Raw genomic sequence first — 23,849 nt, forward strand, 5'->3', positions numbered from 1 at the left:
ATTCTAATTCTAAAGAAAAGAAAAAAGGAGCAGAAAATTAATTCTAACTCCTTTTATTTTCATAAGGGACTTTTTCAGTGCCCTCCTACAATGGACCGCCTTTTTTATATCAATTCATTTTAAAACGTACGCGTTTATTTATTCTGGATGCATAAATTGTTGCTTCCCGAGCAATTCTTCTTCGGTTTCTACATGGTCCTCATCGGGCACACAGCAGTCAACCGGGCAAACGGCAGCACATTGTGGTTCTTCGTGAAAGCCTTTGCACTCGGTACATTTATCGGGAACAATATAATAAATTTCGTCGCTTACCGGTTCTTGTGCGTCATCCGCATTTACCGATTTCCCTCCGGGAAGCACAACATCCCCGTTCAACGATGTTCCATCGCTATATCTCCAATCGTCTGCGCCTTCATAAATTGCGGTATTTGGGCATTCTGGTTCACAAGCCCCGCAATTTATACATTCATCTGTTATAATAATAGCCATACTTTTTCTTTTTCAATTTATGTTAGCCTTAACTAACGCTTTATTATACGAGTCGTATTTTACGGCCTTACCTTTCATTTTATTAAAATTTAAGGAGAAAAAAATACCGCCTCGTTTCAATTCTGTAAATTTGCAGTGTCAAAAATAAAGACAAACAAAATTTTTACCAAATATAATGAGTGACATTCACAACAGAATTAACGCTTTTGTTAAACTTGGGGCTTTTTTAAATCAATTTTCCAGTCAATCGCCAACAGTTGATGCAACAATAGCGGGCAACGAAATTTTCTTTGATGGGTTTAAGCATCAATTAAAACTGGCAGAAGAAAACAACGCCTGGTTTACTAAAAACAATTTGCAATTTGCGTTAAGCACTTGGGGAGAAGCCTTATCTTCTTCAAATTTAAAAAAATGGCTTTCCAATTATTTAATCGAAGATGTACGCCCCAAAAAAGTTGCTGTTATTATGGCCGGGAACATTCCGTTGGTTGGGTTTCACGATCTTTTATCAGTTTTAATTTCGGGGCACGAAGTTGTTGTAAAGCAATCGTCCAACGACAAGCACCTGCTCCCCTATCTTTCTAAATATTTAGAATATATAGCACCTTTTTTTAAAGGGAAAATAACTTTTACCGATGATAAAATACAAAATTTTGATGCCGTAATCGCTACCGGAAGCGATAATACCGCCCGCTATTTTGAATATTACTTTGGTGCCAAGCCCAACATTATCCGCAAAAACCGTAACTCGGTTGCCGTTCTAACCGGAAAAGAGTCCGTAACAGACCTTGAAGCCTTGGGCGAAGACATTTTTAGGTATTACGGCCTAGGCTGTAGAAGCGTTTCCAAGCTGTTTGTACCAAAAGATTATAATTTTGATGCATTTTTTAAGGCTGTTTATAAATATGGCGATATTATCCACGAAAATAAATATGCAAACAATTACGATTACAACAAGGCCGTGTATTTAATGAGCCTTTTTAATATTTTGGAAAACGGTTTTTTAATGCTGAAGGAAGACGAAGGCTATGCATCGCCCATTGCAACGGTTTTCTATGAAGAATACACTACTGTTGAAGCCATAAAGGAAAAACTTACAAACGACGCCGATAAAATACAGTGTACCGTGGCAAACGGTATTGTGGATGGCGAAGTTGCATTTGGCAAAACACAGCAGCCAAAACTTTGGGATTATGCCGATGGCATAGATACGCTGGATTTCCTCCTGAAATTATAAACCTGTACATTCCATTAATATTAGTTTCCATGGCATATCATGGTTAAGGCATGATATTGTGAAAAATGGAGTTATTATTGTGACTTTCATTTTGCTTTTTTTATTAATTTTGAGAATTAAAGGCATTTAATATGAACCCGATAATAGAAAACAACATCGATAAACTTAAAGCGTTGTGCATAAAGTACAAAGTAGATAAAATGTATGTTTTTGGATCGGTTTTAACGCCCGACTTTAATCAGGAAAGCGATATTGATTTTTTGGTGAGATTTAAACCTTTTGGTCATAAAGGAGCTTTTTTAAATTATTTTGATTTTAAAGATAGTCTAAAAGAGTTGTTTAAAAGAGAGGTAGATTTGGTTAGCGAAGAAGGCCTTGAAAACCCATACATAATTAAAAGTATCAATAAAACCAAGCAATTAATCTATGGATGATAGAATAAACGCATATTTATATGATATTTTAAAATCAATTAACCATACATAAAAACCATTTGGAGGCGGGTAAATTTAAACCCGCTTTTTAATGTTTTAAAACAAAAACCAATAAACAAAACCGGTTCCAACTTGAAACAGAAAACAGGTTTAAAAGTAAGTTTGGTTTTAAATTTTTATAAAATTGGCAATTCAAGCCTGCACAATGTAACAACTCTGTTTGTTCTGTTATCAATCTAACAAAATAATTGTACTTTTGATAACAGTTTTTCTACGAGAAATTAGCAACTTTGTAAACATAAAAAACACAACTGACATTTATGAAAAAACATAATTTTAGTGCAGGACCCTGCATTCTACCCCAAGAGGTATTAAAGAAAGCTTCAGACGCCATTTTAAACTTTAACGGTATCGATCTTTCGCTTATTGAAATATCCCACCGCAGCAAAGACTTTATAGCTGTAATGGACAAAGCGCAGGAGCTTGCTTTAGAACACTTAGGGTTACAAAACAAGGGATATAAGGCCTTGTTTCTTCAAGGGGGCGCCAGCACTCAATTTTTAAATGTAGCCTATAATTTGCTAAACAAAAAAGCCGCCTATTTAAATACGGGTACTTGGTCTACAAAAGCCATTAAAGAGGCAAAATTGTTCGGAGAAATCGTAGAAGTGGCCTCTTCAAAAGACGCCAATTTTAATTATATCCCAAAAGGCTACGCAATCCCTTCAGATATAGATTACTTCCATTGCACATCCAACAATACCATTTTTGGAACGCAAATAAAAGATTTTCCAAAAGTATCGGCTCCTTTGGTTTGCGATATGAGCTCTGATATTTTCTCAAGACAATTGGATTTCTCCAAGTTTGATATTATCTATGCCGGGGCACAAAAAAATATGGGACCCGCCGGTACTACGCTTGTGGTGGTAAAAGAAGATGTTCTTGGCAAAGTAGACAGAGCTATTCCTTCTATGCTCGATTACCGCGTGCATGCCGAAAAGGATAGTATGTTTAATACTCCGCCCGTTTTTGCGGTGTATGTGTCCATGTTGACATTGCAATGGCTTAAAGACCTTGGCGGAGTTGCAGAAATTGAAAAAAGAAACAATGCAAAAGCCGAACTAATTTACAGTGAAATCGACAGAAACCCACTATTTAAAGGCTTTGCGGCAAAAGAAGACCGTTCCCCAATGAACGCCACATTTAATTTGGTAGACGAAGCGCACAAAGACACCTTTGATGCCCTGGCTAAAGAAGCTGGGCTAAACGGAATTAATGGTCACCGTAGCGTTGGCGGATACCGTGCTTCCATGTACAATGCATTGCCTATAGAAAGTGTGCAGGTGCTGGTCGATGCTATGCAGGAACTGGAAAGAAAGGCCTAAAAAATTAAAAGTTTTATACAGAATAAATTAACAGATAAATGAAAGTATTAGCAAACGATGGTATTTCCCAAAGCGGAGTCGATGCCCTAAAAAGCAAAGGTTTTGAGGTTATTACCACAAAAGTAGCGCAAGAACAACTTGAAAACTACATAAACGAAAACAAAATAGATGCACTTTTGGTGCGTAGCGCAACCAAAGTGCGCAAAGATTTAATAGACGCCTGCCCGTCGCTTAAATTAATTGGGCGTGGCGGTGTTGGCATGGACAATATAGATGTTGCCTATGCAAAAGAAAAAGGACTTCATGTAATAAATACCCCTGCGGCTTCTTCTGCTTCGGTAGCCGAACTTGTTTTTGCTCATTTATATGGTGGTGTGCGCTATTTATACGATGCCAACAGAAATATGCCCTTGGAAGGAGAATCTAAATTTGGGCAACTTAAAAAAGCATATGCGGCCGGTATCGAATTAAGGGGGAAAACCCTTGGCATCATCGGTATTGGTAGAATTGGGCAGGAAACTGCTAAAATTGCCCTTGGCGTTGGAATGAAAGTGGTTGCTTTTGATCCTTTTATTGAAAACGTGAACATCGAACTAAATTTCTTCGATGGCCAAAAACTAAACTTCAACATAGAAACCGTTTCTAAAGAAGAAGTGTTGAAGCAAGCAGACTTCTTAACCCTGCACGTACCCGCCCAAAAAGAATATGTTCTTGGCAAAAAAGAATTTGGGTTGATGAAAGACGGCATCGGTATTGTAAACGCTGCCCGTGGTGGTGTTATAGATGAAGTTGCCCTTGTTGATGCCCTAGACAGCAACAAAGTGGCCTTTGCAGGAATTGATGTGTTTGAAAACGAACCCACGCCTGCCATTAAAGTATTGATGCACCCTAAAATCTCCCTTACTCCGCATATTGGTGCCGCAACCGGAGAAGCACAAGACAGGATTGGTGTAGAACTGGCAGACCAAATTGCATCATTGTTGAAATAAGGATGCAATACTTGATAATTTTTAAAAGTCTTTCAGAAATGAGAGGCTTTTTTTTGTATCTTGATGAAAATATTTATCAATTTAAAAAATAAAAAGTCATGTCAGGATTAGCATCTTTATTAGACAGCAGTATTGGCCGCCAGATAATTGGCGGCATCAGTAATGAAACGGGAACTTCCGAAGGGAAAACTTCAGATTTATTAAGTATGGCTTTACCTTTACTAACTGGAGCGATGAAAAAGAATGCCTCAACACCAGAAGGTGCACAAGGGCTTATGGGAGCTATTAACAGCAAGCACGACGGAAGTATTCTGGATAATTTAGGTGGTTTTTTTGGCGGTGGCGTAGACCAGTCGGCCTTAAACGATGGCGCCGGCATCTTGGGCCATGTTCTTGGCAGAAAGCAATCTTCCGTAGAAAATGCATTGAGCAGTAAAACGGGAATAGATGCCGGAACGGTAGGCAACATACTTAAAATGGCCGCTCCACTTATTTTAGGCTATCTGGGCAGGCAAACAAAACAAAACAATATAAGTGGCTCCAACGATATGTCTAGTTTATTGGGAAGTATGCTTGGTGGCCAATCTCAAGAAAATCAAAGCCTTATCACTTCTTTGATCGATACCGATGGCGATGGAAGCGTTTTGGACGACGTTGCCGATATGGTTATTGGCTCCAATAAGAAAAAAGGTGGTTTCGGAGGCCTTCTCGGGAATTTTTTAAATAGTTAAGAAAAAGGGTTCCATCAATACCGCTTTTACAAACATTAAACATTAAGGGTGGGATGCCTGCATCCGACTTTTTTGTATCTTTATGTAAAAGAGTTTTATATGAAGTATGTATTTGCAATTGTTGTTTTATCATTTTTGGCAGGGTCGTGCTCGGGAACGAAAAGCGCTTCAACTTCAACAAATACTGAAGATGAAATGGAGTTGGATATTTCTGAAGCCGAAAAAGAAGCTTTTAATGCCACAAATGCCGAACAGGACACCGTTAGAATAGCAAATGACAGTACAGAATATGAAATTATAGTTATCGACCCGGGTTATTATACCTGGCTCAATAGCATAGCCATGCCCGAAGGTTACTATTCGCAAGAATATATGGAGACCCGAAACAATATTTATGTTATTAATTGGAACCAAAGAGTGCTAAACCCGCAGCGGTACAATCCCAATCTATACGAAATGCAAATAAATTACAGTCCCAACATTGATTACGGTTACGAAGTAAACTACAAACTCTACAACTATTTTTTATATTTCCAAAGAAAATACAATCAGCGGCTGGGGCCTTTTTTCCCGAGGATCCGGTAACTTAACAACCAAAAAATGCCTGCATGATTAAACAGCTACTTATTTTATCAGGGTTTTTAATTAGCTTCCCCCTTTTTTCCCAAGAAAGCGAACCAATGATCCGTATCGCAGAAATAGAAATCAACCCTGCATATATTCAATCGTATCATAAAATCTTAATGGAAGAAGCAAACGCATCTTTAAAGCTGGAGTCCGGTGTTTTATCCATATTCCCGATGTATTATGCAAGCGATTCGACTAAAATTAGGATTTTGGAAATATATGCCGATAAAAATGCGTATTTAAGTCACTTAAAAACACCTCACTTTTTAAAATATAAAAACGAAACCCAAAATATGGTAATGTCACTTAATTTAGTTGATGTAAAAGCAATCGACCCGAAGATGATGCATTTAATTTTTACCAAAACAGCCCATAAACAATAAAACAAAGCTATTTTAGCTCATACCACTCCTCCACTATTAAATTTTCACGCCTCCCTTTATCTTCCGGGGCATAATAAGTTGCTAGATAATCCAAAATTATATCTTCTTGGTCACCCAGGTCCCAAAGGTTTTGTGTTTCCTGCATCCAACGAATGGTAGCTAACCAACCATCTCGGCTCATTCTATTTTGGGTAACCAATTTTGCCGAATGGCAATTGGTGCAATTCCCAATTACTTCATCAAGCCCATCCCCTGCTACAAAACCTGTTTCGGTATGTATGCCATCTTTTATATCATTACTGTTTATATTAACAATGGTGTCTTTTTCAACATCCGCTTCGGTTATTTCAGGTGATGATTTAAACAGCTTAATATCTGGATTTAAGGCCATAACCAATATAAAAATGCCAATAAAAAGGATTATTGAGCTTAACCATACCAAACTGTTCGATAATGTTTTTAACTGCTGTAAAAAGTCTTCTTTTTTACTCATTTTAACTAACTTTTACGGCAATTCTATGACAGGCATTGTTTAAATACCCTTTTGGATTCCATCCGGGAAGCAACATGGGCTGGCTTTTTCCGTTGCTATCGGTGGCCTTTGCCCATACCTCGTAATATCCTTCCTGCGGAAAGGAAATATTGGCGGAAAATTGTTGCCAGGCCAAACGGTTCACAGGTGCTTTTAGTTCGCAAGCGTGCCATGTGCTGCCAAAATCAATGGAGTACTCCATTTTTGCCACTTCCAGCTCCCCGGCCCAGGCATGGCCGTTTATGGTTAATTCTTGCCCCAATGTAAGCAGGGCTCCTGTTTTTGGGTAAGTAATTAAAGATTTTACGGGCATGGATTCTATAATGCACATGTCTTCATCGGCTACTTTTTCTCCCGGGGCAACAGGTTTACAGGGCACACGGTATGCAGTGCCCATCATTTTAGTACCATCGTGAACTATGTTTCTTATACTGATTCTTTGCACCCATTTCCCGGAAACCGATGCCGGCCAACCTCCCGCTACCAAGCGCAACGGGTATCCGTGCGCCAAGGGAATATCTTCCCCGTTTAATTGAAAGGCCAGTAATGTTTCGTCCTGATACGCTTTTTCCATAGGGCATCCCCTTGAAATGGGTTCCTTGTCTGGACTCCTGCTTAAATGGATGTCGGCGGCATGGTAACCAATGTACACGGCATCGTTTTTTACGCCAACATCTTCCAGGACATCGCGTAAACGGATTCCGGTCCATTTGGCACAGTGCACGGCACCCACGCCCCATTGATTTCCTTTTGCGGGCGGATTAAACTCTTTACGGCCATTCCCCCCGCATTCCAATGTTAAATGGTATGTATATTGTGGAAAACGGGTTTTTAATTCGTTAAGGGTGTATGTTTTCTTTTGTTTTGCAGATTCTCCGTCAATGGTCAAGGTCCATTTATCAACATCAATGGCTTCGGGTAATAATCCATTGTTTCGTATAAACATAAATTTATTGGGCGTTACCGCGTCGTTTAGTAAATGGGCCTTGGATTCTATGTTCCACGGGCGGTCGTTTAAAACTGTCATGTCCTTGTCGATACTGAACATTTTAAAAGGATCGGGATCCTGCATTAAAAGCGGAACATAGCCTTTTGGCATTAATTCCCCATAAACAATGCCGGTTCCAGCGGTTAATGTAAAAGAAGCCAATGCGGCCTTGCCAATAAATTCTCTCCTTCGCATGATTTTGATTAATTTCCCTAAAGATAGAAGTTCTGGAAAACTTGAAATATAAAAATGTAGAAAAATTTGACTTTCATTATGCTAATTATTTGAGTTATATTTGCTTTTGAAGAAGGGTTTCATGGAAAAATTAAAAAAACGTTGGGGAATTACCTCTAATTTCCAGATTGTTATAATATTTATTGTTTTTGCTATAACGGGCACTACATCTGCAAAAATTACAGGCCCTGTTACAGAATTTGTTGGTTTGCATCCTGATGCACTCCACCCCGTATTGTATTGGGTTGTTAGAATTTTGTTAATCTTCCCCATATACCAGGTTTTATTGGTTTTCTTTGGATGGATTTTTGGTCAGTTTAAGTTTTTTTGGAACTTTGAAAAGAAAATGTTGAACAAAATGGGAATTAAGATTAAATAACAAGTTGAGGCCGATACAAAACATACTTGTGGCATTTTTTTCTTTTGTGCTTATTACGGCACTGTTACTCCCTTCTGCCTTAAAGTTTTCACACTTTTTTATAGAACATACGCACGTTGAATGTAACGAACATTTAAAAACACATTTTCATCAAACAGATTTTGAGTGCCAGCTTTTTAAATTTCATCATACCAATCAACTAAATTATACCCCTGAAGAAATAACTTTTCACGTTATAAAATTACCGTCAGAACAAAATTTCAACAACTATTTCTTTTTAAGTGAATTTCAACAGCTTCACTTCTCGTTACGGGGCCCCCCGCTTGTTTCATAAACACAACTAACATTTTTATATAATTACCCGATATGCATCATATGGGGTACAATTATATTTTTTCATATTGCTGATAACTTCAGCATACATCAATATTATAAACATTAAATAATTTATGAAACAGATTCTATTGTCTATACTTTTTATAAGTATAACATCTATAATATACGCACAAAACAGCAAGCTTCAAGGAACGGTAACCGATGCCGATAACGGACAGCCAATACCTTTTGCGAACATTTATTTGCCACAATTGGAAAAAGGCACCAATACCGATGAAAACGGTACTTATATTTTGGAAAACGTGCCTAAAGGAAATTATAAAATTGTAGTATCTACCATTGGCTATAAAACCTTTTCGCAGGCCATTTCGGTTGATAATAACAGTACGCACAACTGGACACTGCAACCTTCGGCCATAGAAATGGACGAAGTTATTGTTTCTACCCCCTTCCATAAATTACAAAGTGAAAATGTGATGAAGGTAGAACGCCAAAGCTTGGAACAGCTTAAAACAAAAGGAGCCATGACACTTTCAGACGGGATTACCAACATATCGGGTGTAGAGAGTGTTACCACGGGTGTTGGCATTGGCAAACCGGTGATACGCGGACTTAGCTCTAACCGTGTTTTGGTCTACACGCAGGGTATCCGGTTGGAAAACCAACAGTTTGGCGGCGAGCATGGCCTCGGAATTAACCAGGCGGGTATAGAGAGTGTGGAAGTAATAAAAGGCCCGGCCTCACTTTTGTACGGCTCGGACGCTCTGGGAGGCGTTTTGTATTTAAACCCCGAAAAATATGCACAGCAAAATAAAACCGAAGGCGATGCAAACATTAATTATTTTACCAATACCAATGGGGTAACCGCCAATGCAGGGTTTAAAGCCTCGGGAGATAAAATTAAGTTTTTGGTGCGTGGCGCATATGGCTCTCATGCCGATTATGAAGCCGGAAATGGCATTTATACTACCAATTCTAGATTTAATGAATACGATATAAAATCGGGGTTTGGTTATCAGGATTCTAAATTTAAAACCGATGTACGCTACAATTACAATAGATCCAACCTTGGTATTCCCGAGGAAATTGGCGTACAGAACAGGGACCGTGATTTATTATTACCTTATCAGGAAATAGACAACCATATTATTAGTGCCAAAAACACCTTGTTTTTTAATAACAGCAGCCTGGATGTTACTTTAGGGTATATTGCCAACAATAGAAGGGAATATGAAGACCATCATCATCATGAAGACGAACATGCAGATGAAGATCATGAAGAAGATGAACACGAACATGCCGAAGAAGGAGAAGAACACGAGCATGGCGATGAAGCTGCATTGGATATGAGGCTGCATACATTAAGTTATAATGTGTTGTACCACATACCAAAAATGGGAAATTTTGAAACCATTATCGGCGTTCAGGGAATGCACCAGACCAATGAGAATTTTGGAGAAGAAATGCTAATCCCAGATGCAACAACGGTAGATTTTGGGGTTATGGCAACCACGCATTACCATATGGAAAAAAGCGATATTCAATTAGGCCTTCGTTACGATACCCGAACTATAGACGGTAAAGAAACCGGGGAAATGGGCGGAGAGTCTTATTTCCCTGAATTTGACAAAAACTTTAACAGTTTCAATGCTTCTGCGGGATACAGAGCCACCATTGCAGAAAAAATTATAGCGCGTATTAATTTTGCTACAGGTTTTAGGGCACCAAATTTAGCCGAGTTGGCATCTAATGGAAACCATAGTGGCGCTAACAGATTTGAAATAGGAAATGTGGACCTTACCAACGAACAGAATTTCCAAACGGATGTTTCACTGGAATATGAAAACAAGCATTTTGAATTTTTTATAAATGGGTTTTACAATGCAATAAGCGATTATATTTATTTGGAGCCCACAGGCGATGAAATAGACGGGCAGCCAGTATATCAATATGTACAAAACGACAGCAGGCTGTACGGAGGGGAAGTAGGTCTCCACCTGCACCCCCACCCTTTTGATTGGCTTCATTTTGAAAGCAGCTTTGAAACCGTAACCGGGAAACTGGACGATACCGATGAATACTTGCCCTTAATCCCGGCAAATAAGCTCACCAATACCTTTCGGGTGGAGATGAAAGACGGTGCATTAACAAAAAAATATGCGTTTTTAACATTACAGAATGTGTTCAATCAAAATAATGTTGGTACATTTGAAACTAGAACTGGTGGGTACTCGCTAGTAAATATCGGTTTAGGGGCTACAATAAATCCCTGGAATCAACCGTTATCCATAAAACTTACCGCCAACAACCTACTTGACAAAGAATACATTTCGCATTTATCACGGTTAAAACCTGATGGAATTTATAATATTGGAAGAAATATCAATATAGGCTTAAGTGTGCCTTTTTAATATAAACTTCTTTTATGCATAGGATGGTAAATCCCCCTAACCTATATATAAACCCCGCAAAATATATTTATTTAGCGGGGTTTAATTTTTTTATGAAGTCACTACTTTTGCCTCTTTCCTTTTAATTACATAAGTATATAGCCAAGTAAGGGTAAATGTAGGAATAATGTCCATACCCGGTACCAGCTCCTCTATAAAGGTAATCGCCCCTGCCGATTGCCCTATCCGGCCTTTGTACATCCGTGTCATTAGCCAACCGGAAATGGGTGCCCAGATAATATCTGAAAATTCCCCGACGCCTGGAATTGCAAACGAAAGCATCCCGATGGCATCAAATAAAAGTCCTAAAAATAATTTTTTGTACTTATTGTCTTTCATAGCTATTATAATTTAAAATACATATGTATAAATAGTAACAATAAAAGTGCCAGAATATTATCCTAAGTCAGCGCTTATTAACTTTAAAAACTCGTTCCGGGTCTCTATTTTCTCAAACTGGCCCCTAAATCCCGAAGTGGTGGTAACCGAATTTTGTTTTTGCACTCCGCGCATCATCATGCACATATGCGAGGCCTCAATAACCACCGCAACCCCCTGTGGTTTCAAGGTATTGTTTATGCATTCCAGGATATCATGCGTGAGCCGTTCTTGGACCTGGAGCCTTCGGGCATACACGTCTACAATGCGTGGCAATTTGCTTAAACCTACAATATAACCATTGGGAATGTAAGCTATGTGCGCCTTGCCAAAAAAGGGCAATATATGATGCTCGCACAATGAATACAGTTCTATATCCTTAACAATAACCATTTCGTTGTAATCTTCCTTGAACATGGCTGTTTTTAATATCTCGGCCGCATCCTGATGATAACCCTGCGTTAAAAATTGCATGGCCTTGGCGGCCCGTTCAGGGGTTTTTAGCAATCCGTCCCGCCCTATATCCTCACCAAGATCAGTTATAATATTTTTGTATTGTTCGCGCACGCTGTCGGTTACTTTTATATTGTATTCCTCTAAAGTTTTATATGCCATTGACGGTAAAATATTGATGTTTTTAAAAAAATCATTTAAAAATAAAAGATACCATTTTTTATGAAAATATAGTTAAAAATCATGAAGAAACCTTGTTGGATAATCCATATCTACTTATGTGAAAAATCTGATATTCCAGTATTGTTCATGACATAATGGTTAATTAGGGAGATTCAAAAAAACACAATGTAAACTATTTCATAATTTTTATGTTTTTACGAACACCAACTTTATAAATATTCATCCATAAAAATGCGTTACTTTGTTTTTAAAAGGAAAAGAGGGTAAATTAGCACTCCAATAATTTAAGTGAATGATAAAAGCAACCGGTATCCATAAAACATTTGGCTCTCTTGAGGTTTTAAAAGGCGTAGACCTAACCATAGGTAAAGGGGAAATTATTTCCATTGTAGGCACTTCGGGTGCCGGGAAAACCACATTATTACAAATCCTTGGTACTCTGGACAAAGCCGATAAAAATAAAGCACTGCAACTTTTAATAAACAACACCGAAACCAGCAAGCTCAACGATAAAGAGCTGGCCAAGTTTAGAAATGAGCATATTGGTTTTATTTTTCAATTTCACCAGTTATTACCAGAATTTACCGCCCTGGAAAATGTTTGCATTCCTGCTTTTATAAAAAACACTCCGCCCAAAGAGGCCGAAAAACGCGCTAATGAGCTGTTGGATTTTCTTGGACTTTCGCACCGGGTAAACCACAAGCCAAACGAACTTTCGGGTGGCGAACAACAACGTGTGGCGGTGGCAAGGGCACTTATTAACAACCCGTCTATTGTTTTTGCCGATGAACCCAGCGGAAACCTTGATTCTGAAAGTGCCGATAAACTGCATAATCTCTTTTTTGAACTAAGGGACACTTTTGGACAAACGTTTGTAATTGTAACACACAACGAAGAATTGGCAAATATGGCCGACCGAAAGCTTACCATGGTCGATGGAAATATTATTTAAAACTATTTGCCTAAAAAACAAAATTGTCCGTTCTCGATATTAAGATCAAAAACGGACATATAATTTAATTTATTATTGCAATTAAGGCGTTGGTTTTACCTTAATGTAGCTCCCAATTGGTGTTCGAAACTTCCTTGGAGCTTTTTCATTACTTTATCAATTTGCTTGTCTGTCAAGGTCTTGTTGTCGTCCTGCAAGGTAAAGCTCACCGCATACGATTTTTTTCCTTCCGGAAGTTTCTCGCCTTGGTATACGTCAAACAAATTAATGTCCTTTAAAAGTTTCTTTTCGCTGTTTTGGGCAATGTTGTAGATTTCTTCAAAGCTAACTTTCTGATCGATCAACAACGCCAAATCCCTTTTTACTTCTGGGTATTTAGCTATTTCAGTAAAGGAAATATGTTGCTGTTGTGCCAGTTCAATAACGGCATCCCACTCAAAATCGGCATACAAAACTTCCTGTTTTATATCAAAATGTTTTAAAATGCGGTTGCTTATCATACCAAAGGAAACGAGCTTCCTTTTTCCTATTTTATAGTTCAGTCCTTCAGAAAAAACATCGGAGGTAACGGGTTCCGACTTTGGCAATGGTAATCCCAAACGTTCCAATACCCGGTTAATGATGCCTTTTAAATAGAAAAAATCGCTTTTTTCGCTTTGCAGACGCCAACTTTCCCCATTTTGATTGCCCGTAATAAGAATGCTTAAATGTTTGTTTTCAACACTTTTACCGTCAAATTGATGATATGTTTTACCAAATTCAAACAGTTTTAGGCTGTTGCTCTTTCTGTTGATGTTGTAACTTATGGCTTCCAGGCCACTAAAAAGCATGGACTGCCTCATTACAGAAAGGTCGTTGCTCAACGGGTTAAGCATATTAACGTTATAATCGGCTTTATTGTCGTTGCTTAGCTCCATATATTTTGGAGTGGTGAGCGAGTTTGCAAGGATTTCGTAAAATCCTAAAGAGGCCAATTGATTGCCAATTATGTTTTGAAGCTTGTAATCTTCAAACTTTGATATCCCTGCAATGGAAGCGTTTAATTTTTGGGTGAATTCAATATTGTTATATCCATAAACACGTAAAATCTCCTCAATAACATCTACTTCCCTTTGAACATCTACACGGTACGAAGGAATGGTGAGCCCGATTCCGGTTTCGGTTACATTGTTGATTTTAATTTCCAGGGAACTCAAAATTGACTTGATGGTTTCCGTGGGAATGTTTTGGCCGATAAGGCTGTTTACCTTTTCGAAGGTGAGAAAAACCTGAAAATCTTCAAATTTCTTCGGATAAAAATCTTCAGCATCACTTGAAATGGTACCGCCTGCAATTTCCTTTATCAAAAGTGCGGCCCTTAACAATGCATAATGTGTTGAACCGATATCGATTCCTCTTTCAAACCTAAAAGAAGCATCGGTATTCAAACCGTGTCTTTTAGCTGTTTTTCTAACGGAAACAGGGTTAAAATAGGCGCTTTCCAGAAATATATTGGTGGTGCTTTGGGTTACACCCGAATTTTCGCCACCAAAAACCCCAGCAATGCACAACGGTTTTTCTGCATCGCAAATCATAAGGTCGTCTTCGTGCAATGTTCTTTCAATACCGTCCAACGTAGTAAATTTAGTGCCTTTATCCAGTGTTTGCACAATTATTTTATTGCCGTTTATTTTACTTCCATCAAAAGCGTGCAAAGGCTGCCCAAGTTCGTGAAGTACATAATTGGTAATATCTACAATATTGTTTTTTGGAGTAATGCCAATGGCTTTTAAACGGTTTTTTAGCCAGCTTGGAGATTCTTCTACTTTTATGCCCGAAATGGTAACCCCGCAATAACGCGGGCACAATTCTTTGTTTTTTACATCGATATCCATACGCAGGGTACGGTTGTCTACATGAAAACTACTTACCGATGGGGTAATAAGCTCCATATTGATGTCCTTTTGCAACAACCCCGCCTTTAAGTCGCGTGCAACCCCGTGATGGCTCATGGCATCTGCGCGGTTTGGGGTAAGGCCGATCTCGAACACGGCATCGGTTTCTATATTGAATATTTCTGCGCAGGGCGTTCCAGGAACAAGTGTTTCATCGAGCACCATAATCCCGTCGTGGCTTTTCCCAAGGCCCAATTCGTCTTCGGCACAGATCATTCCATGTGAAGCTTCTCCCCTAATCTTTCCTTTTTTTATTTCCCAAGGTTCCCCTTTTTCATCATACAAAACAGTGCCAATAGTGGCAACGGGTACTTTTTGCCCTTTATCTACATTGGGGGCCCCACAAACTATTTGTACAGGTTCGCCGGTACCGATATCTACTTTGGTAAGCTTTAAACGATCGGCATTTGGATGCTTTTCGCATTCCAGCACATGCCCAACTACAACACCTTTAAGGCCGCCTTTAACCGACTCGAAAGTCTCCACTCCTTCAACTTCCAGCCCAAGATCGGTTAGTAGTTCTGCGGTTTTATCTGTTTCCCAATCAAGTTGAATAAATTGTTTTAACCAATTATAAGATATTTTCACCTGTACTTATTGTTTTTAAATCCTACTTTGTTTTGTAAATCTTCATGTTAAGGTGAATTTTATAAAGCTTTTTTGCTTTTTTGATGCTTCTTATAGAATCCCCCTTTATCCATAAAATACCCCTCTGCATCTTAGTGGGTTATTTTATTTGAAGTGCAAAGATAATAATCCGCTTTATAATAGATAACCTTAACTTATATAATTCCAAATATTCTTGTGTTTTGCCAATTGTTGATAAGTATAGCGCAGGATTTTGTTTTTTTCGAGCATTAAATTTTGATCTTCTTTCAAGGTTTTTACTGCATAATACCGTGCTGTTTTTAAAATATCGTTATCCTTGACAATGTCGGCTATTTTTAGGTTAAGCACACCACTTTGCTGGGTGCCCATCAAATCTCCAGGTCCCCGGAGTTTCAAATCGACTTCTGCTATTTGAAAACCATCGTTTGTGCCCACCATGGTTTCGAGCCTTGTTTTGGAATCGTTGGATAATTTGTGCCCGGTCATTAAAATACAATAGCTCTGTTCGGCCCCCCGCCCAACCCTTCCACGGAGCTGGTGCAATTGCGACAGGCCAAATCTTTCGGCACTTTCTATTATCATAACGGAGGCATTTGGCACATTTACCCCAACTTCTATAACTGTTGTGGCTACCATAATTTGGGTTTCGCCCTTTACAAAACGTTCCATTTCATAATCTTTGTCAGAGGATTTCATTTGCCCGTGCACGATAGATATTTGGTATTCGGGCTTTGGAAACTCGCGTTCAATACTTGCATAACCATCCATTAAATCTTTGTAATCAAGTTTTTCGGATTCCTGGATTAAAGGATAAACAATGTAGATTTGCCGCCCTTTTTTTATTTCGTCCTTTATAAACCTAAATACTTTCAAGCGATTACTATCGTAGCGGTGTACCGTTTTTATGGATTTTCTCCCGGGCGGGAGCTCATCTATTACCGAAATGTCCAAATCGCCATACAAGCTCATGGCCAAAGTTCGCGGAATGGGCGTGGCCGTCATTACCAAAACATGTGGCGGGATGGCATTTTTATGCCAAAGTTTGGCCCGTTGCGCCACCCCAAAACGGTGTTGCTCGTCTATAATGGCCAGTCCAAGGTTTTTAAACTGCACCTTATCTTCAAGCACTGCATGGGTACCAATTAAAATATGTAGTTCCCCATTTTCCAGTTGATCATGAATTTCCTTCCTTTCGGACGTTTTAGATGACCCGGTAAGCAGTTTTATGTTTACGCCAAGTTCTTCAACCAAAGCTTCAATACCGTTGTAATGCTGTTGTGCCAAAATCTCGGTGGGCGCCACCAAACACGCCTGAAACCCATTGTCGATGGCCAATAGCATTGTCATTAGCCCCACAATGGTTTTTCCAGAACCCACATCGCCCTGTAACAGTCTGTTCATCTGTGCATTATTCCCCAAATCGTTGCGTATTTCTTTTATTACCCTTTTCTGGGCATTGGTAAGCTCAAAAGGAAGGTGCTTGGCATAAAAAGTATTGAACAAAGTCCCGACCTGATCGAAATTAAAACCTTTTATTTTACTTTTCCTGCTTAAATTCTTTGAAATAAGTTGTAACTGAATGTAAAATAATTCTTCAAATTTTAGGCGGTATTGTGCTTTCGACAGTAATTCCTGACTTTGTGGAAAATGTATGTTGAACAGTGCCTTGCTCTTCGAAATAAGTTTTTGTTCTTCCAAAAGCTCGGCAGAAAGGGTTTCGTAAAATTTCCCGTTTGTTTCTATAAAAAGCTGTTGCATCAATTTATTTACCACCCTGTTGGTTATTCCTTTATTGGTAAGTTTTTCAGTAGAAGGATAAACAGGTTGCATGGCCGTACGGAGGCTTTTTTCATGATCTGCCAACAATTCCATTTCCGGGTGCGGCATGGAAAAGCCATTGTACCAATTGGTCTTCCCAAAAATAACATACGGCTGGTTTATTTTTAGGCTTTCGCGTATCCATTTATGGCCACGAAACCAAACCAGCTCCATTTGTCCCGTTTCATCCATAAAAGTAGCTACAAGACGTTTTCCCTTTTGTTGTTCAACGGTTTTTATGTGGGTTATTTTGCCAATTATCTGTACTTCTGCATTGTTTCGCTGTAACTCGTTTATTTTGTAATACCGGGTTTTGTCTATATAGCGGTTTGGAAACAAGTTTATTAAATCTTGATAAGTATGGATTCCAAGTTCTTTACGGAGCAAATCGGCCCGGTTGGGGCCAACACCTTTTAAATAATCGATTGGGGTTTGTAATAAACTAGGATTCATAAACACGAAGATAGGAGTTAGTTGTAAAGTTTAAAAGTTTTTTAAATCCGTTGGCCGTTTCCGGATGGTAAAATGAATTTCTTCGGAAGAAAAAAACAACCTTACAATTTAATAATTGAAGCTCTGGTTAATACCTTTGCAGAAAAGTACTGTCGCAAATCAATATCGTACATTTGAAAAAATCCGAATTAAAAGAATTTCTCGACGAGAGAGTAGCATATTACAATCATCCACGTTTTATAGAAACCGATCCCATTCAGGTTCCGCATCAGTTTAAGCAAAAGGAAGATATCGAGATAGCCGGTTTTCTGGCCGCAACCATAGCTTGGGGAAACCGAAAAAGCATTATTAAAAATGCCGATAAAATGATGAAACTCATGGGGAATTCCCCTTACGATTTTGTTATGGGGCACCATGAAAATCAATTAGAAAACCTTTTGCCTTTTGTGCACCGCACTTTTAACGGGCACGATTTTATTCAGTTTATAAAAAGCCTTCAGCATATATATTTAAACCGCGGCGGAATGGAAACTCTTTTTAAAGAACACGCCACCAACACTTCCATGCAACCCGCCATTGCCAAATTTAAAGAAGTCTTTTTTGAAATGGAACACCTCCCGCGTACCCAAAAGCATATTTCAAATCCGCTAAAAGGATCTTCGGCAAAACGCATCAATATGTTTTTACGTTGGATGGTACGTAACGATAATTGCGGCGTTGACCTCGGGATCTGGAAAGACCTTTCCCCTGCCCTGCTTTCTTGTCCGCTTGACGTACATTCTGGCAACGTGGCCAGAAAACTGGGCTTGCTAAAAAGAAAACAAAACGATGCAAAGGCCCTGGCCGAACTGGATAATAATTTACGCAAACTAGACGCCTTAGACCCTGTTAAATACGACTTTGCCCTGTTTGGACTTGGTGTTTTTGAAGGCTTTTGATTGTATTTTTTGCGGATTAATACTGTTTAACATAGTTTTTTGCAAAAAGAATGTAAATTTGTTTTGTACGTTGCTACATCATCTAAAAAACATTACTAATCCAACTAATAAAGCATGCCAAGACTATTTTTTTGTATAAGCTTATTGTGTATTCTATCTATCCATGCACAAGACCGTAAAATACCAGTTGATACCATAATTACAACCACGCATCAGGTTACCATAAAAGGCAAAAAAGTAAACTACAGCACCAATACGGGAACCTTGCCCGTTTGGGATGAAGACGGGAATACAATTGCCACTCTTTTTCATACGTATTATTACAGGACCGATGTTGAAAATAACACCAACCGGCCCTTGATTATATCGTTCAATGGTGGCCCCGGTTCTGCTTCCGTTTGGATGCATATTGCCTACACCGGCCCGAAAGTTTTAAATATTGACGATGAAGGATACCCCATTCAGCCATATGGCGTAAAAGACAATCCAAATTCCATACTTGACATTGCAGACATAGTCTATGTAAACCCGGTTAATACTGGATATTCACGAATGGTTGCCAATAAAGAAGGAAAGTATCCCGACAAGGAAAAATTCTTTGGCATCAATGCCGATATAAAATATTTAGCAGACTGGATTACCACTTTTGTTACAAGAAACAACCGCTGGCGCTCCCCAAAATATATTATAGGCGAAAGTTATGGAGGCACCCGTGTTGCCGGACTTTCATTGGCCTTGCAGGAAAGAGAATGGATGTACCTCAATGGGGTTATTATGGTTTCGCCCGCCGATTATAAGGTCTTGCGTGCCGACAGCCCGGTTTCCTCGGCGCTAAACTTACCCTACTATACAGCGGCAGCATGGCACCAAAAGGCATTAGGAACCGAATTACAACAAAAAGATTTACTGGAAATTTTACCAGAAGTAGAAAAATATACCATAAACATATTAATTCCGGCAATTGCAAAGGGCGGTTTTATTTCGGAAGCTGAAAAAAAGGAGGTCGCCAAACAAATGGCTGTGTATTCGGGACTTTCTGAAGCTTCTATTTTAGAGCACAACCTGGATGTTCCTACATCTTTTTTCTGGAAAGAACTATTGCGCGACAAAGGTTATACCGTTGGGAGGCTGGATTCCCGCTATTTGGGGATCGATAAAATGGCGGCAGGCACACGCCCCGACTATAATGCCGAGCTTACTTCTTGGCTGCACTCGTTTACGCCGGCCATAAATTACTATTTACAGGAAGAACTGAAGTTTAAAACCGATGTTCCTTACCAAATGTTCGGCGATGTACATCCTTGGAATCTGGAAAATGACAACACACGGGAAAACCTGCGCAAGGCAATGGCAGAAAACCCGTATTTACAAGTGTTATACCAAGCCGGATATTACGACGGTGCATGTACTTATTTTAACACCAAATACAGCATGTGGCAATTAGATCCATCTGGAAAAATGAAAGACAGGCTTCATTTTAAAGGTTACAGAAGCGGACATATGATGTATTTGCGGAGCGAGGATTTAAAAGCAGCCAACAATCATGTCAGGGAATTTATACTTTCTACCTCCGGTGAAGGAAAAGCTGCTAAATACACAAAGTAAGTCAGGATAACCATGTATGTTGTAAATGAAGCGTAATTATATATTTCCTCTGAAAAAAAATTATGTACTTTTGAATAGATTAATAATTAAAAGGAATGCAGTTTAAACATCCGGAAATTCTTTGGGCCCTTTTTTTACTTCTTATTCCCATTATTATCCATTTGTTTCAACTTCGGAGGTTTAAAAAAGAAACTTTTACCAATGTTCAATTTTTAAAACAGCTCGCTCAAAAAACCAGAAAAAGCTCGCAACTAAAAAAATGGCTCATCCTTCTTATAAGAATGTTGGCCTTTGCCGCTATTATTACCGCCTTTGCACAGCCTTATTTGGCCAACAGGAATATTGTGGATACCACCAAGGAAACGGTTGTTTACCTCGACAATTCTTTTAGCATGCAACTTAAAGGGGCGCAAGGCCCCCTTTTAACAAGGGCCATTAACGAATTTATTGGCAACATCCCGGCAAACGAGACTTTCTCTTTGTTTACCAATACCGAAAACTACCAAAATATTCAGGTAAACGATATTAAAAACGAACTTTTGGCCACTTCGTATTCCAGTACGCAACTACCGCTTAACGAAATATTCCTTAAAGGGCAACAATATTTTAAAGGCGAAAATTCAATTAAGAACTTTGTCGTTATTTCCGATTTTCAACAACGAAAACCAGATACGCTTCAAGATAGCAATATTGAAAGCCGCTATGTCCAGCTGTCGCCAGTTTCCAAAGAAAATATAGCTATAGATAGTGCGTATATTAAAGAAAAGGAAACAAACGGTTACAATCTTGAAGTACTGCTAAGTACCAATGGCGAATATGGCAATACGCCAATTGCATTGTACAACAATGATAATTTAATTGCCAAAACAGCGGTGAGTTTTTCAAACAACAAAGGCATTGCCAGTTTTACCGTTCCCAACGGAGTTTTAAAAGGAAGAATAAGCATTGACGATAATGGCCTGCAATACGACAATACGCTCTTTATTTCCATCAATAAAGAAGAAAAGCTGAACGTGCTTTCCATTAATGGCGCAGCCGATGTTTTTCTTAAAAAAATATTTACTAAAAACGAATTTAACTATGCTTCGGTTCCTGTTGATGCAATAGATTACAATAGTCTCCCAAATCAAAACTTTATTGTTTTAAATGAAGTTGAAAACATTCCAAATGCACTTATTATGGCTTTAAAAAGTGCTGTATCAAAAGGAATTTATATCTGCATAATAGCTTCAAATAAGGTAAATCAAGAAACATACAATCAGTTACTTGGTCAATTATCCGGGGTTTCTATTGAAGGAATAAAAAAACAAGAACAGCTTATCACTCAAATTGCATTTGAGCACCCGTTGTTTCAACAGGTTTTTGAAAAAAAAGTAGTTAATTTTCAATACCCAAAAAGTAAGCTTTCATATGCAATAACCGGAAATTCAAACAAGGTTATTTCCTTTGCCGACGGATCGCCTTTTTTATCAGAAAACAATCATGTATATCTTTTTAGCTCGCCCTTAAATACAAATACCACCAATTTTCAAAGCTCCCCGCTTATCGTACCGGTTTTTTACAATATGGCCAAACAGAGCCTGGCGTTGCCAAATTTGTATTATTCCATTGGGGAAAACAATCAATTTGACGTAAAGGCTACATTGGGCAACGATCAAATTGTGACCTTGAAAAACAAGGAAACCTCTTTTATCCCGCTTCAACAAACTTTTACCCACCATGTAAACATTACCACGACCGATTTACCGGCCGAAGCTGGGAATTATTCGGTAAACAACGGTAACGAGGCTATTTTAAACCTAAGCTATAACTACAACCGCAACGAAAGTAAGTTAAACTACCTTGACCTCAATAATTTTAATACAACAAATACATATACCGATATTGCCGATGTGTTTAAAAATATAAAAAGTGAAAACAATGTAAATGCGCTTTGGAAATGGTTTGTTATTTTTGCATTGGTATGTTTTTGTATCGAACTGCTCATCTTAAAATATTTTAAATGAATATCCTCGTAAAGTCCGCTAAAATAGTAGCTCCCAACAGTGATTACCACCTGCAAACAAAAGACATTCTCATTGAAGACGGTATTATAAAAAAAATTGAAGACCAATTAAAATCGCCTAAAAACACCAAGGTTATAGATGTTAAAGGCCTTCATGTTTCCGAAGGCTGGTTTGACAGCAGCGTGAGTTTTGGAGAACCCGGGCACGAAGAACGGGAAACCATAGAAAACGGACTAAAAACGGCTGCTTTAAGCGGTTTTACGGCCGTGGCAGTAAACCCGAATACACATCCGGTTGCCGATACAAACGCCGATATTGGATTTTTAAAGGCCAAAGCAAGCGGAAAACCCACAGCACTTTATCCCATTGGCGCTCTAACCGTTAATAGTGAAAGTGTGGATCTGGCCGAACTTTTTGATATGAAAAATGCGGGAGCGGTTGCTTTTGGTGATTATCAAAAGGCAATAACCAACCCCAACCTTTTAAAAATTGCACTTCAATATGCTCAAAATTTTGATGGACTTGTAATTTCTTTTCCGCAGGAAAATAAAATAGCGGGAAAAGGTGTGGTTAATGAAGAAGCCGCGGGAACAAAATTAGGGCTTAAGGGAATTCCGGCGCTTGCCGAAGAGCTACAAATAGCCCGCGATTTATTTATTTTGGAATACACGGGAGGCAAATTACACATACCTACCATTTCTACGGCAAAATCGGTGGCCCTGATAAAAGAAGCCAAAAAGAAAGGACTGGACGTAAGTTGCAGTGTGGCCGTGCACAATTTATTTTTAACCGACGATGCCCTTACCGAATTTGACACCAACTACAAAGTCCTCCCGCCTTTGCGGACTGCAAATGACACCAAGGCATTGTTAAAAGCGCTAAAAGATGGGGTTATAGACTTTGTAACCAGCGATCATAACCCAATAGACGTGGAAAACAAAAAGGTAGAATTCGATCATGCCTTATATGGAAGCATTGGACTGGAAAGTGCCTTTGGCGCATTGCAAAAAGTAGTTCCCCTTGAAACTGCCATAAAAAGCCTTACCCAAGGAAAAATACGCTTTGGAATTAAAGGCGAAGGCTTTAAGCCCGGCGTTAAGGCAGATTTAACCTTGTTTGACCCTAATAAAACTTATGTTTTTAAAAACCAAAACATACATTCCACCTCCAAAAACAGTGCTTTTATTGGCCAGAGCCTAAAAGGTCTTGCATTGGGCATTATAGCAAACGGACAATTAATATTAAAAGATAACGTATAGTTGCTAATACATACAAAAGGTTTGCACCTTTTGTAAAAAGATTTTTTTAAGCAACAAAACATTTAGC

Annotated in this window: 21 protein-coding genes; 14 read left to right on the forward strand and 7 right to left on the reverse strand. The window is 38.7% G+C overall.

The window, feature by feature from the left end; all coding sequences use genetic code 11:
• Positions 1–138: 138 nt before the first annotated feature.
• Positions 139–489: a 4Fe-4S dicluster domain-containing protein gene (locus tag UXI14_RS05490; RefSeq protein WP_277899316.1), complete on the reverse strand. Its 351-nt coding sequence runs from the start codon at positions 487–489 to the stop codon at positions 139–141.
• Between the two features lie 175 nt (positions 490–664).
• Between UXI14_RS05490 and UXI14_RS05495 the strand changes: the two genes are divergently transcribed.
• From UXI14_RS05495 to UXI14_RS05525, 7 genes are all read left to right on the forward strand, one after another.
• Positions 665–1,726 carry an acyl-CoA reductase gene (locus UXI14_RS05495; protein ID WP_335965246.1) on the forward strand — a complete coding sequence of 354 codons (1,062 nt, stop codon included), beginning with the start codon at positions 665–667 and terminating at the stop codon, positions 1,724–1,726.
• 131 nt (positions 1,727–1,857) lie between these two features.
• Positions 1,858–2,160 carry a nucleotidyltransferase domain-containing protein gene (locus UXI14_RS05500; protein ID WP_335965247.1) on the forward strand — a complete coding sequence of 101 codons (303 nt, stop codon included), beginning with the start codon at positions 1,858–1,860 and terminating at the stop codon, positions 2,158–2,160.
• Between the two features lie 320 nt (positions 2,161–2,480).
• Complete coding sequence (serC, locus tag UXI14_RS05505; protein WP_335965249.1) at positions 2,481–3,545, forward strand: 3-phosphoserine/phosphohydroxythreonine transaminase; 1,065 nt, start codon at positions 2,481–2,483, stop codon at positions 3,543–3,545.
• Positions 3,546–3,583: 38 nt separating this feature from the next.
• The gene (locus tag UXI14_RS05510) at positions 3,584–4,534 is read left to right on the forward strand and encodes a D-2-hydroxyacid dehydrogenase (protein ID WP_335965250.1); all 951 of its coding nucleotides are present in this window, start codon (positions 3,584–3,586) and stop codon (positions 4,532–4,534) included.
• A 98-nt stretch (positions 4,535–4,632) separates the two neighbouring features.
• A complete protein-coding gene (locus UXI14_RS05515) occupies positions 4,633–5,265 on the forward strand; it encodes a DUF937 domain-containing protein (RefSeq protein ID WP_335965251.1) in 633 nt (210 codons plus the stop codon).
• 99 nt (positions 5,266–5,364) lie between these two features.
• Positions 5,365–5,850 (forward strand): DUF6146 family protein, encoded by a 486-nt coding sequence (locus UXI14_RS05520; RefSeq protein WP_277899323.1) that lies wholly within the window; start codon positions 5,365–5,367, stop codon positions 5,848–5,850.
• A 23-nt stretch (positions 5,851–5,873) separates the two neighbouring features.
• Positions 5,874–6,275, forward strand: a complete 402-nt coding sequence (locus UXI14_RS05525) for an antibiotic biosynthesis monooxygenase family protein (RefSeq protein WP_335965252.1) — start codon at positions 5,874–5,876, stop codon at positions 6,273–6,275.
• 7 nt (positions 6,276–6,282) lie between these two features.
• Here the strand turns inward: UXI14_RS05525 and UXI14_RS05530 are convergent, their stop codons facing one another.
• Both UXI14_RS05530 and UXI14_RS05535 read right to left on the reverse strand, forming a co-directional pair.
• On the reverse strand, positions 6,283–6,768 hold the full coding sequence (locus UXI14_RS05530; RefSeq protein WP_335965253.1) for a monoheme cytochrome C: 486 nt from the start codon (positions 6,766–6,768) through the stop codon (positions 6,283–6,285).
• A 1-nt stretch (position 6,769) separates the two neighbouring features.
• Complete coding sequence (locus UXI14_RS05535; protein ID WP_335965255.1) at positions 6,770–7,990, reverse strand: sulfite oxidase; 1,221 nt, start codon at positions 7,988–7,990, stop codon at positions 6,770–6,772.
• 121 nt (positions 7,991–8,111) lie between these two features.
• On the opposite strand from UXI14_RS05535, the gene UXI14_RS05540 reads away from it, so the two are divergent.
• On the forward strand, positions 8,112–8,408 hold the full coding sequence (locus UXI14_RS05540) for a DUF6787 family protein (protein ID WP_277899327.1): 297 nt from the start codon (positions 8,112–8,114) through the stop codon (positions 8,406–8,408).
• 449 nt (positions 8,409–8,857) lie between these two features.
• Positions 8,858–11,155, forward strand: a complete 2,298-nt coding sequence (locus UXI14_RS05545; RefSeq protein ID WP_335965256.1) for a TonB-dependent receptor — start codon at positions 8,858–8,860, stop codon at positions 11,153–11,155.
• Positions 11,156–11,245: 90 nt separating this feature from the next.
• Here UXI14_RS05545 and UXI14_RS05550 read toward each other — a convergent pair whose 3' ends face one another.
• The gene (locus tag UXI14_RS05550; protein WP_335965402.1) at positions 11,246–11,542 is read right to left on the reverse strand and encodes a hypothetical protein; all 297 of its coding nucleotides are present in this window, start codon (positions 11,540–11,542) and stop codon (positions 11,246–11,248) included.
• Between the two features lie 48 nt (positions 11,543–11,590).
• Positions 11,591–12,187 (reverse strand): GTP cyclohydrolase I FolE, encoded by a 597-nt coding sequence (gene folE / locus UXI14_RS05555; RefSeq protein ID WP_277899329.1) that lies wholly within the window; start codon positions 12,185–12,187, stop codon positions 11,591–11,593.
• A 313-nt stretch (positions 12,188–12,500) separates the two neighbouring features.
• Between folE and UXI14_RS05560 the strand changes: the two genes are divergently transcribed.
• Positions 12,501–13,160 carry an ABC transporter ATP-binding protein gene (locus UXI14_RS05560; protein WP_335965258.1) on the forward strand — a complete coding sequence of 220 codons (660 nt, stop codon included), beginning with the start codon at positions 12,501–12,503 and terminating at the stop codon, positions 13,158–13,160.
• Positions 13,161–13,255: 95 nt separating this feature from the next.
• Here the strand turns inward: UXI14_RS05560 and pheT are convergent, their stop codons facing one another.
• Together pheT and recG are read right to left on the reverse strand one after the other, a co-directional pair.
• Entirely contained in the window at positions 13,256–15,682 is a 2,427-nt protein-coding gene (gene pheT / locus UXI14_RS05565) for a phenylalanine--tRNA ligase subunit beta (RefSeq protein ID WP_335965259.1), read from the reverse strand.
• Between the two features lie 189 nt (positions 15,683–15,871).
• The gene (gene recG / locus UXI14_RS05570; RefSeq protein WP_335965260.1) at positions 15,872–17,974 is read right to left on the reverse strand and encodes an ATP-dependent DNA helicase RecG; all 2,103 of its coding nucleotides are present in this window, start codon (positions 17,972–17,974) and stop codon (positions 15,872–15,874) included.
• A 173-nt stretch (positions 17,975–18,147) separates the two neighbouring features.
• Here recG and UXI14_RS05575 point away from each other — a divergent pair, with 173 nt between their 5' ends.
• The 4 genes from UXI14_RS05575 (at position 18,148) to UXI14_RS05590 (ending at position 23,782) form a co-directional block, all read left to right on the forward strand.
• Positions 18,148–18,912 (forward strand): TIGR02757 family protein, encoded by a 765-nt coding sequence (locus UXI14_RS05575; RefSeq protein WP_335965261.1) that lies wholly within the window; start codon positions 18,148–18,150, stop codon positions 18,910–18,912.
• Positions 18,913–19,026: 114 nt separating this feature from the next.
• A complete protein-coding gene (locus tag UXI14_RS05580) occupies positions 19,027–20,517 on the forward strand; it encodes a carboxypeptidase (RefSeq protein ID WP_335965262.1) in 1,491 nt (496 codons plus the stop codon).
• A gap of 95 nt (positions 20,518–20,612) precedes the next feature.
• Complete coding sequence (locus tag UXI14_RS05585; protein WP_335965263.1) at positions 20,613–22,523, forward strand: BatA domain-containing protein; 1,911 nt, start codon at positions 20,613–20,615, stop codon at positions 22,521–22,523.
• Entirely contained in the window at positions 22,520–23,782 is a 1,263-nt protein-coding gene (locus tag UXI14_RS05590) for a dihydroorotase (protein ID WP_335965265.1), read from the forward strand. The genes UXI14_RS05585 and UXI14_RS05590 overlap by 4 nt, the downstream gene beginning before the upstream one ends.
• Positions 23,783–23,849 lie beyond the last annotated feature (67 nt).

It is taken from the genome of Galbibacter sp. PAP.153, assembly GCF_037029175.1.
Classification (GTDB): Bacteria; Bacteroidota; Bacteroidia; order Flavobacteriales; family Flavobacteriaceae; genus Galbibacter; species Galbibacter pacificus.